The 13708-nt window shown below is 70.0% G+C and carries 10 protein-coding genes; 5 read left to right on the forward strand and 5 right to left on the reverse strand.

Going from position 1 to position 13708, the window contains the following annotated elements:
- Positions 1 to 27: 27 nt before the first annotated feature.
- From glgX to treY, 4 genes are read left to right on the forward strand one after another with little or no spacing between them, the layout of a single operon-like run.
- Positions 28 to 2142 (forward strand): glycogen debranching protein GlgX, encoded by a 2115-nt coding sequence (gene glgX, locus DIE11_RS15990; RefSeq protein WP_124625409.1) that lies wholly within the window; start codon positions 28 to 30, stop codon positions 2140 to 2142.
- 9 nt (positions 2143 to 2151) lie between these two features.
- Positions 2152 to 4023, forward strand: a complete 1872-nt coding sequence (gene treZ / locus DIE11_RS15995; RefSeq protein ID WP_124625411.1) for a malto-oligosyltrehalose trehalohydrolase — start codon at positions 2152 to 2154, stop codon at positions 4021 to 4023.
- A complete protein-coding gene (malQ, locus tag DIE11_RS16000) occupies positions 4020 to 6329 on the forward strand; it encodes a 4-alpha-glucanotransferase (RefSeq protein WP_124625413.1) in 2310 nt (769 codons plus the stop codon). Before treZ ends, malQ begins: the two co-directional genes overlap by 4 nt.
- A complete protein-coding gene (gene treY / locus DIE11_RS16005; RefSeq protein WP_124625415.1) occupies positions 6326 to 9091 on the forward strand; it encodes a malto-oligosyltrehalose synthase in 2766 nt (921 codons plus the stop codon). Before malQ ends, treY begins: the two co-directional genes overlap by 4 nt.
- Before the next feature lie 83 nt (positions 9092 to 9174).
- On the opposite strand, the gene arsH is transcribed toward treY, so the two are convergent.
- The 5 genes from arsH to DIE11_RS16030 all read right to left on the reverse strand — a co-directional run bounded on the left by arsH (position 9175) and on the right by DIE11_RS16030 (position 12433).
- A complete protein-coding gene (gene arsH / locus DIE11_RS16010; RefSeq protein WP_124625417.1) occupies positions 9175 to 9897 on the reverse strand; it encodes an arsenical resistance protein ArsH in 723 nt (240 codons plus the stop codon).
- A 20-nt stretch (positions 9898 to 9917) separates the two neighbouring features.
- On the reverse strand, positions 9918 to 10988 hold the full coding sequence (arsB, locus tag DIE11_RS16015) for an ACR3 family arsenite efflux transporter (RefSeq protein WP_124625419.1): 1071 nt from the start codon (positions 10986 to 10988) through the stop codon (positions 9918 to 9920).
- Between the two features lie 67 nt (positions 10989 to 11055).
- Complete coding sequence (locus DIE11_RS16020; RefSeq protein WP_059602423.1) at positions 11056 to 11550, reverse strand: arsenate reductase ArsC; 495 nt, start codon at positions 11548 to 11550, stop codon at positions 11056 to 11058.
- Positions 11551 to 11572: 22 nt separating this feature from the next.
- Entirely contained in the window at positions 11573 to 11908 is a 336-nt protein-coding gene (locus DIE11_RS16025) for a helix-turn-helix transcriptional regulator (protein WP_059602419.1), read from the reverse strand.
- 150 nt (positions 11909 to 12058) lie between these two features.
- Positions 12059 to 12433 carry a hypothetical protein gene (locus tag DIE11_RS16030; protein WP_226117381.1) on the reverse strand — a complete coding sequence of 125 codons (375 nt, stop codon included), beginning with the start codon at positions 12431 to 12433 and terminating at the stop codon, positions 12059 to 12061.
- Here DIE11_RS16030 and DIE11_RS16035 point away from each other — a divergent pair.
- The gene (locus tag DIE11_RS16035; protein WP_124625421.1) at positions 12432 to 13682 is read left to right on the forward strand and encodes a phosphatidylserine decarboxylase family protein; all 1251 of its coding nucleotides are present in this window, start codon (positions 12432 to 12434) and stop codon (positions 13680 to 13682) included. The two genes, DIE11_RS16030 and DIE11_RS16035, sit on opposite strands and share 2 nt — an antisense overlap.
- Positions 13683 to 13708 lie beyond the last annotated feature (26 nt).

A 13708-nucleotide genomic window follows, 5' to 3' on the forward strand; every position in this document is an offset into this window, starting at 1 on the left:
GGCGACCTCGACACGGAGACCCGCCCCATGCCGACCGCCCTGCCATCCCGACTCGATCCCGGCCGCGCCTATCCGCTCGGTGCGACCTGGGACGGTCTAGGCACCAACTTCGCGGTGTTTTCCGCGCACGCGCAGCGCATCCAGCTGTGCGTGTTCGACCCGACCGGCCGCAAGGAACTCGCACGGCTCGACCTGCCCGAGTGCACCGACGAGGTGTGGCACGGGTACCTGCCGAACGCGCATCCGGGCACCGTGTACGGCTTTCGCGCGGACGGCCCGTACCAGCCGCAGCATGGCCACCGCTTCAATCCGACCAAGCTGCTGCTCGACCCGTACGCGCGCAAACTGGTCGGTCATTTCCGCTGGTCCGACGCGCTGTTCGGCTATCGCGTGCATTCGAACCGCGCGGACCTGTCGATGGACCGCCGCGATTCGGCGCCCGCGATGCCGAAGGCCGTGGTCGTCGACGAGGCGTTCGACTGGCGCACCGACCAGCGCCCGAACGTGCCGTGGCGCAGCACCGTGATCTACGAGGCCCACGTGCGCGGCGCGTCGATGCGCCGCGCCGGACTGCGCGCGCCGGAACGCGGCACCTTCGCGTCGCTCGCGCATCCGGCGTTCATCGATCATCTGCTGTCGATCGGCGTGACGACCGTCGAGCTGCTGCCCGTGCACGCGTTCCTGCAGCAGCGCGCGCTCGTGAATCGCGGACTGCGCAACTACTGGGGCTACGACACGGCCGCGTTCTTCGCGCCGGAGCCGTCGTATCTGTCGACGCGGCGGCTCGACGAAATGCGTATCGCGATCCGGCAGCTGCACGCGGCCGGCATCGAGGTCGTGCTCGACGTCGTCTACAACCATACTTGCGAAGGCAACGAACTCGGCCCGACGCTGTCGTGGCGCGGCCTCGACAATGCCAGCTACTACCGGCTGCGGCCCGGCGACCCGCGTTACCACGTCGACGAGACCGGCTGCGGCAATACCTTGAACATGTCGCATCCGCGCGTCGTGCAGATGGTGATGGACTCGCTGCGCTACTGGGCCACCGCGTTCAATATCGACGGCTTCCGTTTCGATCTCGGCGTGACGCTCGGCCGCGAGGATCACGGCTTCGAGCCTGGCGCGGGGTTTTTCGACGCGTTGCGGCAGGACCCGGTGCTCGCGCAGCGCAAGCTGATCACCGAGCCGTGGGACCTCGGGCCCGGCGGCTATCAGCTCGGCCGCCACCCGCCCGGTTTCGCCGAATGGAACGACCGCTTTCGCGACATCGTGCGGCGCTTCTGGCGCGGCGACGCAGGGCAACGCCCCGAACTCGCCGCACGCCTCGCGGGCTCGGCCGACCTGTTCAATCATCAACGGCGCCATACGTGGGCATCGGTAAACTTCGTCACCGCGCACGACGGCTTCACGCTCGCCGATCTGGTTTCGTATGCGCACAAGCACAACGAGGCAAACGGCGAGGACAGCCGCGACGGTCGCGACGACAACTGCAGCGCGAACTGGGGCGTCGAAGGCGCGACCGACGACGCGTCGATCTGCGACCTGCGCGCGCGCGTCGCGCGCTCGATGCTCGCGACGCTGTTCACCGCGCTCGGCACGCCGATGATCGTCGCCGGCGACGAATTCGGCCGCACGCAGCACGGCAACAACAACGCGTATTGCCAGGATAACGAACTGTCGTGGCTCGACTGGGACCTTGCACGCAGCGACGAAGGCGTGCAGATGACGCGTTTCGTGTCGCGGCTCGCCGCGCTGCGGCGCATGTATCCGGTGATGTCCGCGCCGCGCTATCCGTCGGGCGACCGCGACGGCGCGCCCGGCATGCATGAGATCGACTGGTTCGACGAGCGCGGCGGCGCGCTGAGCGTGCCCGCGTGGGAGGACGGCGAGCGTCGCGCGCTGACGATGCGACGCGTCGGCACGGGCCGCACCGGACGCACCGAGGCATTGCTCGTGATGCTGAACGCGTCGACGCACCCCATCACGTTCAGGCTCCCCGCGCCGGTGCTCGACTACCGCGTGCTGCTCGACACCGCGACGCCCGACGCCGGGCCGCGTTCGTGGCCGGAGGCCGGCCTCGACGTCGCCGCGCACGCCGCCGTGATCGCCGTCGCGGCCGTGCCGCCCTCCCCGCCCGCGTAAGGAGCCGCCATGACGTCACGTACCGCCCACCCGCCCGTCTCACACGCGTTCGCCTCGTCGTTCGGCGCGGCCTGCATCGACGCAGCGCACACGCGGTTCCGCCTATGGGCACCCGCGAGCCGCACGGCCACCGTCGAACTGCACGGCGAGCAGCGCATCCCGATGCCGGCCGCGGGCGACGGCTGGTTCGAGGTCGTCGCGCCGTATGGCCCCGGCACGCTGTACCGCTACCTGCTCGACGACGGTCTCGCCGTGCCCGATCCCGCGTCGCGCTTCCAGCCCGATGGCGTGCATGGCCCGAGCCAGGTCGTCGATCCGGCCGCGTACCGCTGGCTCAACGATGCGTGGCGCGGCCGGCCGTGGCACGAGACGGTGCTGTATGAACTGCACGTCGGCGCGTGCGGCGGCTATGCGAACGTCGAGCGGCGCCTGCGGGATATCGCCGCGCTCGGCGTGACCGCGATCGAACTGATGCCCGTCAACGCGTTCCCTGGCGCGCGCAATTGGGGGTACGACGGCGTGCTGCCGTTCGCGCCCGACGCGTCGTACGGGCGACCCGAGGAACTGAAGGCACTCGTCGACACCGCCCACGGGCTCGGGTTGCAGGTATTGCTCGACGTCGTGTACAACCACTTCGGCCCCGAAGGCAACCTGCTGCCGCGCTATGCACCAGCATTTTTCCGTGCGGACCGGCAGACCGCATGGGGGCCCGCGATCGACTTCTCGCGTGCGCAGACGAGCGCGTTCTTCATCGACAACGCGCTGTACTGGCTCGACGAATTCCGTTTCGACGGCCTGCGCATCGACGCCGCGCACGCGATCGACGACGACGCGTGGCTGCGCGCGCTCGCGCGCCGCGTGCGCGCGTATGCGGGCGACGCGCGTCACGTGCATCTGGTGCTCGAGAACGAACGCAATGCGGCGAGTCTGCTCGGGCCCGGCGGCTTCGACGCGCAGTGGAACGACGACTTCCACAACAGCGCGCACGTGCTGCTGACCGGCGAGCGGGAAGGCTACTACCGCGCGTACGCCGATGCGCCGCTGCGCCATCTCGCGCGCACGCTCGGCGAAGGGTTCGCGTACCAGGGCGAGCCGTCGCCGCTGCACGGCGGCGCACCGCGCGGCGTGCCGAGCGCGCACCTGCCGCCGACCGCGTTCGTGACGTTCCTGCAGAACCACGACCAGATCGGCAACCGCGCGTTCGGCGAACGCCTGCGCGCGCTCGCGAACGACGACGCCGTGCGCGCGGCCACCGCCCTGATGCTGCTCGCGCCGCAGATTCCGCTGCTGTTCATGGGCGAGGAAGACGGCAGCACGCAGCCGTTCCAGTTCTTCACCGACTATCGCGGCGAACTCGCCGACGCCGTGCGCGAAGGCCGGCGCCGCGAGTTCGCCGCGTTTCCCGCGTTCGCCGATCCCGCGCATCGCGACGCGATTCCCGATCCGAACGACGTCGGCACCTTCGTGCGCTCGTCGCCCGGCCATGCGGGTGAGGACGCGTGGCCCGACGCCGACGCGTGGCGGCGCTTCTATCGCAGCGCGCTGACCGTGCGCGCGGCGCTCGTGACGCCGCACCTGCCGGGCACCCGCGCGCTCGGCGTCGAACTGCTGGCCCGCAACGGCGACGGCGCCGAGGTGGCGCTCGTCGCACGCTGGCGGCTCGGCGACGGCAGCACGCTGATGATCGCGTTCAATCCCGGCTCGCACGACGCGGTGCTGTCGGCGCTACCGGTCGGCAAGATCGTGTTCGAAACGCCGCCGCGCGCGCGCGACCGTCTGGCCGACGAGCGGCTGCCTGCGCGCACCTGCATCGCGTGGCGCGACGGCGCGGTCAACCACGATGCGCTGAGCCACCGCTCGAACGGGCATACGCGGCCATGACGACCGACGTACCGATCGCCGAACTCGCGCGTGCGGCCGGGCTGGAGCCCGACTGGATCGATGCGGGCGGCGTCGCCCGGCGAGTCGACGACGACGCGCTCATCGCGCTCGTCGGTGCGCTCGGCTGGCCGTGCGGCACGCCGATCGAGCGGGTCGACAGCGCGGCCGCGCTCGCCGCCGCGCACGACGCGGCACCGCGCGCCGTGACCGGCGACGCCGGCGTGCCGCTCACGCTGCCACGCGGTGTCGCACCGCCCGGCGCACGCTTCCGGATTTCACTCGAAACGGGCGGACACGTCGACGGGCGCGTGAGCGGCACGGGCGAATACGGCACGCTGCCGCCGCTCGCGCTGCCCGGCTATCACGCGCTCGACATCGGCGAGCAGCGGATCGGGCTTGCGATCGCGCCGCCGCGTACACGGCCGTTCGATGCCTGCGACGACGCGCCGGACGCGCGGCGCCGCTGGGGCATCGCGGCTCAGATTTACAGCCTGCGCCGCACGGGCGACGACGGCGCAGGCGACTACACCGCGCTCGCCGGCCTCGCCACGCGTGCGGCGCGGCACGGCGCGCACGCGGTCGCAATCAGTCCGACGCATGCCGGGTACCCGGCGCTGCCCGAACACGACAGCCCGTATTCACCGTCGTCGCGGCGCTGGCACAACGTCGCGTATCTCGACTGCGATGCGGTGCCGGGCGCCGATATCGTGCGGCGAACGAGCGGCGCGGCGCCGGGCATGCCGAACGCAGGCGACGCGCCGCTGATCGACTGGCCGCACGTGCTGCCGCTGAAGCTGCGCCGGTTGCGCGCGTGTTTCGATGCGTGGCGCGCGAACGGCGAGCCGTCGCGCGACGCGTTCGAGCGGTTCCGCGCGGCGGGCGGCACGGCACTCGACGCGCACGCGCGCTTCGACGCGCTGCAGGCGTTCTGCATCGAACACGGGGTCGGCGCGGACTGGCGGCAATGGCCCGCGCAGTGGCTGACGCCGGCATCAGCCGAGGTCGACGCCTTCGCCCATGCGCATGCCGAGACGATCGCGTTTCATACGTTCCTGCAATGGTGCGCGTCGGACGCGCTCGGCAACGCACAGCGTGCCGCGCGCGATACGGGAATGACGATCGGGCTGATCGCCGATCTCGCGGTGGGCTCCGATCGCGCGGGCAGCGATGCGTGGGCGCACGGCACGACACTGCTGCGCGGCGTGTCGGTCGGCGCGCCGCCCGACCTGTTCAATGCAGACGGCCAGGCATGGGGCGTGACGACGTGGACGCCCGCCGCGCTGCGCGCGAACGGCTTCGCGCCGTTCGTCGAGCTGCTGCGCGCGGCCTTCGCGCATGCGGGCGGGATCCGCATCGATCACGTGCTCGGCTTCGCGCGGATGTGGATCGTGCCGGAGGGCCGGTCGCCGCGCGACGGCGCGTACCTGCGCTATCCGTTCGACGATCTCGTGCGGCTCGTCGCGCTGGAAGCGGCACGGCATCGCGCGGTCGCGATCGGCGAGGATCTCGGCACGGTGCCGGAAGGTTTTCGCGAGCGGCTCGGCGCGCAGGGTATCGCGGGGATGCGCGTGCTGTGGTTCGAACGTGACGCCGGTCGCGCGTTTCGGCCGCCGTCGGCGTGGGATCGCGACGCGATCGCGATGACGTCGACGCATGATCTGCCGACGGTGGCCGGCTGGTGGCGTGGTGTCGATCTCGAATGGCGGCGGGTCGTGGCCGGGGCGGGCCCGGACGCGCAGCATGCCAATACTGATGCGGCCAGGCATGCGGCTGACCGGAGCGACCAGGTGCGGCGAGCCGCGAGTGCACGCAATGCCGGCGACGACATCGGTCGCGCCGCGGCCGCACATGGCTCGGGCCGGGACGAACGGAACAATCCGGTCATGCGTGACGATACGCCGGCCACGGATGACAGCCACGGCGCGCCCTCCGCGCCGAACACACCGTCGCCCGCCCCGGACCTCACGGCCGCCCGGGCCGAACGCGCCACCGACCGCGCGATGCTGTGGCGCGCGTTGCAGCACGCGGGCTGCGCACCGGTGAGCGATCCGGTCCCGCCCGCCGATATGCCGCCGGTCGGCGCCGTCCTCGCGTACGTCGCGCGCAGCCCGTCGCCGCTCGCGATCGTGCCGCTCGAGGATCTGCTCGCACTGGCAGAACAACCGAACCTGCCCGGCCCGCCATGCGGCCACCCGAACTGGCTGCGCCGACTGCCGCGCACGGTCGACGCGCTGTTCGACGCTGAGGTACGCACACGCATCGCGGCGATCGAGCGCGCACGCCATGTACCGGAGGACGACGCATGACCCCGCGCGCGACCCTGAGATTGCAACTGCACGCGGGCTTCACGTTCGAGGACGTGGCCGCGCACGCAGACTATTTCGCGCGGCTCGGCGTGAGCCACCTGTACCTGTCGCCGATCACGACAGCCGAGCCCGGCTCGACGCACGGCTACGATACCGTCGACCATCGCGCGACCCGCGCCGAACTCGGCGGCGAAGCCGGTTTCCGCCGCCTCATCGACGCGCTGCGTGCGCGCGGCCTCGGCGTGATCGTCGATATCGTGCCGAACCACATGGGTGTCGGCGGCGCGTCGAACGGCTGGTGGAACGACGTGCTCGAATGGGGACCGGCGAGCCCGTACGCACACTACTTCGACATCGACTGGCATCCGCCCGATACGGCGCTCGACGGCAAGGTGCTGCTGCCCTGCCTCGGCGCACCCTACGGCGACGCGCTCGCGGCCGGCGACATCATGCTCGGCGCCGATCCTTCAGCCGGATGCTTCTTCCTCGCCTGCCCGGGCAGGAGGTTGCCGGTCGCCGCCGCAACTTATGCAGAAATCCTGCGCATCACCAATCGTGCGGACCTGAACGCACTCGCCGAACGTTTCGCTGCCGCGCCGGTACGCGGCAGCGCGCGCCTCGCGGATGCACACGCGGCGCTGCGCGACTACGCCGCCACCCATGGCCCGCATGCGTTCGACGCGATCCTGCGCGGCGCCGATCCGCGCCGCGCGCGCTCGCGCGCGTGCCTTCACCGGCTGCTCGAACGCCAGCATTACCGCCTCGCATGGTGGCGCACGGCCGCCGACGAACTGAACTGGCGGCGCTTCTTCGACATCGCGACGCTCGCAGCCGTGCGCGTCGAAGACGAAGCGGTGTTCGACGCGGTGCACGCACTGCCGTTGGAACTTCATGCCGCCGGCTTCATCGACGGCCTGCGCGTCGATCACGTCGACGGCCTCGCCGACCCGCGTGCGTACTGCCGGCGCCTGCATGCGCTGCTCGCCGCGCAGCGCGACGAGCGGCCGTATGTCGTCGTCGAGAAGATTCTTGCGGCGGGCGAGACGCTGCGCGAGGACTGGCGCGTCGACGGCACGACCGGTTACGACTTCATGAACGACGTCGCCGCGCTGCTGCACGACCCGGCTGGTGCCGCTCCGCTCGCCGCGCACTGGGCTGCCGTGTCGGGTTCGGCGCGCTCGTTCGCTCAGGAAGCGGTGGCCGGCAAGCGGCGCGTGCTGACACGGCAGCTTGCGGGCGAGCATGAACGCGTCGCGCGAGCGTTGCACCGCGTCGCCCGCGCCGCGCCCGCGACGCGCGACATCAGCCGGATTGCGATCCATCGGGTGCTGGGCGAGCTCGCCGTGCATCTGCCCGTGTACCGGCTCTACCCGACCCTCGGCGACGAGCCGACCGGCGCCGATCGTCGCGTGCTGGCGCACGCGTACGACGCGGCGTGCGCGGCGATCGATCCGTCCGACCGCTACGCACTCGATCGCGTCGCCGGCTGGCTCGGGCTGCCCGGCACGCGCGTGCCGCGCGCGGATGCCGCGGCGCTGCACGCGGCGCGTGTCGCGTTCGCGCAGCTCACCGCGCCGCTCGCCGCGAAGGGTGTCGAGGACACGGCCAACTATCGCTACGGACGGCTGCTGTCGCGCAACGAGGTCGGCGCCGATGCCGGCGAGTTCAGCCTGTCGCGCGGCGCGTTCCATGCACGCAACCGGCGACGCGCGCGCACCGTTCCGCACACGCTCGTCGCGACGGCGACGCATGATCACAAGCGCGGCGAGGATGCGCGCGCGCGGCTTGCGGTGCTGAGCGAAGTGCCGGACCGGTGGCGCGCGGTGTCGCTCGAGTGGTCCGCGTTGAACCAGCCTTGGCGCGGCGGCGCGCATCGCGATCTTGCATGGACGCCGGGGCCTTCCGCGGAGGCGATGCTGTACCAGACGCTGGTCGGCTGCTGGCCGCCGGGGCTCGCGCCCGACGATGCGGCCGGCCTCGCGGCGCTCGCGGAGCGCGTGGTGCGGTGGCAGACGAAGGCGCTGCGCGAGGCGAAACAGCATACGGACTGGCTCGCGCCGAATGCGGACTACGAGCGCGCTTGCGAGGCGTTCGTCCGCGCGATCCTGGCGCCGCACGGCACGGGCGATTTCACGCATCGACTGCATGCGTTCGTCGCGCGGATCGCGCCGGCCGGCGTCGTCAACAGTCTCGCGCAGGCGGCGTTGCGGATGGCGTCGCCGGGCGTGCCCGATCTGTATCAAGGTACCGAGTCATGGGATCACTCGCTCGTCGATCCGGACAACCGGCGCGACGTGCCGTTTGCGAAGCTGGCGGCCGAACGGGTCGACGAACCGGTCGCCGCGTACCTGCGCGACTGGCCCGATGCGCGGGTGAAGCGCGCGCTCGTCGAGCGGATGCTCGCGTTGCGCACGCGCTGGCCAACGACGTTCGCGGACGGCGCGTACGTGCCGCTGCGCGTTCGCGGAAAACTCGGGCGGCACGCGGTGGCGTTCGCGCGCTGCGACGAAGCGGCGACGGTCGTGGTCGCGGTGACGCGGCTCGCGTGCCGGCTGCTCGGCGACGCGCCGGCGCTGCCGCGCGTGGAACCCCGGGCATGGGGCGATACGGCCGTGGTCGTGCCGCAAGGCGCCGGCGAGCGGTGGATCGACTGGCTGAGCGACGGAAGCGAAGTCGCGGCGCCTGACGGCGTGATTCGGCTCGAGCGCTGTCTGGGTGCGTTGCCGGTGGCGGTGCTCGTCGCGGCACGCGTTCGGAATTGAATCGGTCCGGATGGCTGTGGATCGTGCTCGCACATGCTGCCTGTCTCGATCGTGTCTCGCGAGACGACGCACTCGCCGCTTCTTCAGATCGCCCGCTGATTCACCCGCTTCGACAATTCCCCCGCGCTCTCCTTCCGCTCGCTGTACCGGTCGACCAGATACGAACCGATGTCGCGCGTCAGCAGCGTGAATTTCACCAGCTCCTCCATCACGTCGACGACGCGATCGAAATAGGCCGACCGCTTCATTCGCCCTGCTTCGTCGAATTCCATGAACGCCTTGGCCACCGACGACTGGTTCGGGATCGTCAGCATGCGCATCCAGCGCCCGAGCACGCGCATCTGGTTCACCGCGTTGAATGACTGCGAGCCGCCGCTGACCTGCATCACCGCGAGCGTCTTGCCCTGGGTCGGCCGCACGGCGCCGATCGACAGCGGAATCCAGTCGATCTGCGACTTCATGATGCCGGTCATCGCGCCGTGTCGTTCCGGCGAGCACCACACCATCCCTTCGGACCACTGCACCAGTTCGCGCAGCTCGACGACCTTCGGGTGACTCTCCGGCGCATCGTCGGGCAACGGCAGGCCGCTCGGATTGAACACGCGCACCTCGGCGCCCATCGCCGTGAGCAGGCGCCCGGCCTCCTCGACGAGCAGGCGGCTGAACGAACGCTCGCGCAGCGAACCGTACAGCAGCAGGAAACGCGGCGGATGCGTGGACGGCGAAGCCGGCCGCAAGCGGCTTGCGTCCGGCACGCGAAAGAGTTCGGGGTCGAGTTGCGGCAGGTCGGTCAGTCGGTCGGTCATGGATGGATTCCGTGGTTGGCTCAAGCGCGCTCGTACCAGCCCTTCGACCGGTTCACGATGCGCACCACCAGCAGCATGACCGGCACCTCGATCAGCACGCCGACGACGGTCGCGAGCGCCGCGCCGGAGTGAAAACCGAACAGACTGATCGCGGCCGCGACGGCGAGCTCGAAGAAATTGGATGCGCCGATCAGCGCGGACGGGCACGCGACATCGTGCTTCTCGCCCACCGCGCGGTTGAGCCAGTACGCGAGCGCCGCGTTGAAGAACACCTGGATCAGGATCGGCACCGCGAGCAGCGCGATCACCAGCGGCTGCTTCAGGATCGCTTCGCCCTGGAACGCGAACAGCAGCACGAGCGTCGCGAGCAGCGCGGCGATCGACCACGGGCCGATCCTCGCCATCGCGGCATCGAACGCCGCCTGGCCGCGCCGCAGCAGCCGCTTGCGCCAGAGCTGCGCGAGAATCACCGGAATCACGATGTAGAGCAGCACCGACGTGAGCAGTGTCGCCCACGGCACGGTAATCGCGGACATCCCCAGCAGCAGCCCGACCAGCGGCGCGAACGCGATCACCATGATGCTGTCGTTCAGCGCGACCTGCGACAGCGTGAACAGCGGATCGCCGCCCGTGAGCCGACTCCACACGAACACCATCGCCGTGCACGGCGCGGCGGCCAGCAGGATCAGGCCGGCGACGTAGCTGTCGATCTGGTCCGCCGGCAGCATCGGCGCGAACAGCTGGCGGATGAACAGCCAGCCGAGGAAGGCCATCGAGAACGGCTTGACGAGCCAGTTCACGGCGAGCGTGACGCCGATCCCCCTCACGTGCCGTCGCACTTCATGCAGCGCGCCGAAATCGACCTTCACGAGCATCGGGATAATCATCACCCAGATCAGCAGCCCGACCGGCAGGTTCACTTGCGCATACTCGATGCGGCCGATGCGCTGGAACAGGCCGGGCAGCACCTGGCCGAGCGCGATGCCGGCGACGATGCACAGCGCGACCCAGACCGTCAGGTAGCGTTCGAAGAAATTGATCGCCGGCTTCGCGGCGGCGTTGCAAGGCGGGATGGTGTTGGACGTATTCATCGGACAGGATTCGATGCTGGGAAGACGCAAGCGGCACACGGGTTCGAGCGTGCCCCAGTGCGGACGCTCAGTTCCGCGAGATCGCGATCAACGCCGCCTGGAGCTCGGCGTCGCTCAACCGGTCGAGCGGCAACGCCAGCAGTTGCAGCATCCGGTAACCGATCGCCTCGCGCGTCAGCTCGAATGCGAGCCGCTTGCCTGCGTCGCCGCCCTCGGCATTCGACGGATCGGCGTAGCCCCAGTGCACTTTCACCGGGCTGCCGGGCCAGTACGGGCACGCCTCGGCGGCCGCGCTGTCGCATACCGTGATGACGATGCGCATGCGCGGCGCGCCGTCGCCGACGAATTCGTCCCAGCTCTTGCTGCGGTATCCGGTGACATCGATGCCGGCGCGCGTGAGCGCGTCGAGCGCGAACGGATTGAGCCGGCCGCTCGGCGCGCTGCCGGCGCTGTAGGCGCGCACGTCGCGGCCGAGTTTCGCGGCCCAGTGATTGAGCATGCCCTCCGCGAGCACGCTGCGGGCGGAGTTGTGGGTGCAGAGGATCAGGACGTTGGTGGTCATCGGCGGGTATGTGGACGTGTGCCTACGTTTGGTCGGAGCAGGAGGTCGAACAGGCGGAGACCGGCGCGCACGGATTGCCGCCGCAGCAGTTCTCGGTCAGGTAGCCGATCAGCCCGTTCATCGTCGCGAAGTTCGCGCAATAGAACACGAAGCGGCCTTCCTGGCGGCTCGTGACGAGCTGCGCGTGGGCCAGTTCCTTCAGATGAAACGACAGCGACGACGGCGGCACGTCGAGCAGCGTCGCGATTTGCCCGGCAGGCAGGCCCGACGGGCCGGCCTGCACGAGCGCGCGGAATACGGCGAGGCGCGACTCGTGCGCGAGGGCCGACAGGGCGGCGATGGTCTGGTTCGTTTCCATTGTTCGATATTACTCGAAATATGGAAACGAAGGAATCAGTGCGACTTGGCCCCGACTCTTTCCGCGGCGACGATTCGATCCAGCTTGCGCTCGTCGCTTGCTATCGCCGGGAGCGACTGGCGGGCCAGCAACAAGCGCTCAAGGTCACGATCACTCTTCCGGCGGCATCGCGCCGCTGTCATCTTCCCAATGCGGCTCGGCGGTCTTGTGACCGCCGCTCGTCGCCACCGGCCCGTTCCCGCCGCCGCGTTCGGCCTGCCGTGCAGCGTCACCGGCGTTACGTGACGTCGCCGCGCGCACGCGTGCCCGCGTGCGGGTCGGCGCCACGGTCCGCTGTTGATCGCCGCCGCGCTCGTCGGTCGACGCCGCATCGTTCGTCTTTCGCACATTCGAGGCTGCGTTCATGTGTCCACTCCTGAGTCGTCGAAAGCATCCATCGCCCCGATGCAGCAATTTCGATGCCGCGCACCGGGCAAGCGCATTGCTGCCTGCGTTCGTATCGCAATTCTTGCCGGAGATGAGCATGCCGACCGATCCCAGCACGTCGCCCGCCACGCGCCATCGCCTCGGCGAATGGATGACCGAAGAGGAATCGCACATGGCCGCGTACCGCGAAAAAATCGCGAACGACGCACGCGCGCATGCCGGCGAACAGTTGCGCACACCGGCCGTGCAGGAACTCGCGCGGCTGTTCGACGACGACGCCGTGCTGCGCATGAGCCTCACCCGCGCGATCGACGAGGCGCGCGAAGCGGGCCGCACGCTCGGCTACGCATCGATCGACGAACTAATGATGGTGATCGATCACCTGATGACCTACACGCCGCCATTCAGTGAAACGAGCCTGATCGTGTGCCCGCTGAATGCGTTTCTCGACTGGCCGATGTGCATGCCGTCGGGCCACGCGGTGTTTCGCGACGCGGCGGTCAACGCGCATCTGAAGCGGGTGCTGAACGTGTGGTGCGACTTCCTCGGCGGCCCGCATTCGCGCGCGCATCTCGACACGTCGCCGCCCGACGGCTGGTTCTGCGACGAGGCGCGCAAGCGCCTCGGCCTGTCGCAGTTCCAGTATCGCGAGGACCAGCCGCACTGGGGCTTCGACTCGTGGAACGACTTCTTCACGCGACGCTTTCGCGCGGGTGCGCGGCCGGTCGCGGCACCGGACGATGCGCACGTGATCGTCAGCGCATGCGAGGCCGCGCCGTATCAAACCGCATCGAACGTGAAGATCCGCGATAGGTTCTGGATCAAGGGCCAGCCATATTCGCTGCGCGACATCTTCACGCCCGCGCGACTGCCGCTCGCCGAACGGTTCGTCGGCGGCGATCTGTACCAGGCGTATCTGAGCGCGTACAACTATCATCGCTGGCACGCACCGGTACGCGGCACCGTCACGCATGCGTACCGGGTCGACGGCACCTACTACTCGGTCGCCGAAGCGGAGGGCCCGGACCCGGCCGGGCTCAACGACTCGCAGGGATACATGACGGCCGTCGCCGCACGCGCGATCGTCGCGATCGACTGCGACGATCCCGGGATCGGGACCGTCGCGGCCGTGTTCGTCGGAATGGGCGATGTCTCGTCCTGCATCGTCGAAGTCGTGCCGGGGCAGCGCGTCGACAAGGGCGACGAGATCGGCTATTTCCAGTACGGCGGCTCGACCTGCTGCCTGCTGTTCGAGACCGGCGTGATCGACCGCTTCTGGTTCGCGCCGCCGTTCGACGGCGATACCCCGGTCGTGCAGGTCAACGCGCCGGTCGCGATCGCACGCTGAACCGCGCGCCGGCCCCGCGCGCGAGC

It is taken from the genome of Burkholderia sp. Bp9012, from assembly GCF_003853825.1.
GTDB lineage: Bacteria > Pseudomonadota > Gammaproteobacteria > Burkholderiales > Burkholderiaceae > Burkholderia > Burkholderia diffusa.

What these genes read in the sequence shown, in the direction of transcription:
- DIE11_RS16035 (WP_124625421.1), top strand. Translation starts at nt 12,432, where the DNA reads ATGCCGACCGATCCCAGCACGTCGCCCGCCACGCGCCATCGCCTCGGC.
- malQ (WP_124625413.1), top strand. Translation starts at nt 4,020, where the DNA reads ATGACGACCGACGTACCGATCGCCGAACTCGCGCGTGCGGCCGGGCTG.
- glgX (WP_124625409.1), top strand. Translation starts at nt 28, where the DNA reads ATGCCGACCGCCCTGCCATCCCGACTCGATCCCGGCCGCGCCTATCCG.
- DIE11_RS16030 (WP_226117381.1), bottom strand. Translation starts at nt 12,433, where the DNA reads ATGCTCATCTCCGGCAAGAATTGCGATACGAACGCAGGCAGCAATGCG.
- DIE11_RS16025 (WP_059602419.1), bottom strand. Translation starts at nt 11,908, where the DNA reads ATGGAAACGAACCAGACCATCGCCGCCCTGTCGGCCCTCGCGCACGAG.
- arsH (WP_124625417.1), bottom strand. Translation starts at nt 9,897, where the DNA reads ATGACCGACCGACTGACCGACCTGCCGCAACTCGACCCCGAACTCTTT.
- treY (WP_124625415.1), top strand. Translation starts at nt 6,326, where the DNA reads ATGACCCCGCGCGCGACCCTGAGATTGCAACTGCACGCGGGCTTCACG.
- DIE11_RS16020 (WP_059602423.1), bottom strand. Translation starts at nt 11,550, where the DNA reads ATGACCACCAACGTCCTGATCCTCTGCACCCACAACTCCGCCCGCAGC.
- treZ (WP_124625411.1), top strand. Translation starts at nt 2,152, where the DNA reads ATGACGTCACGTACCGCCCACCCGCCCGTCTCACACGCGTTCGCCTCG.
- arsB (WP_124625419.1), bottom strand. Translation starts at nt 10,988, where the DNA reads ATGAATACGTCCAACACCATCCCGCCTTGCAACGCCGCCGCGAAGCCG.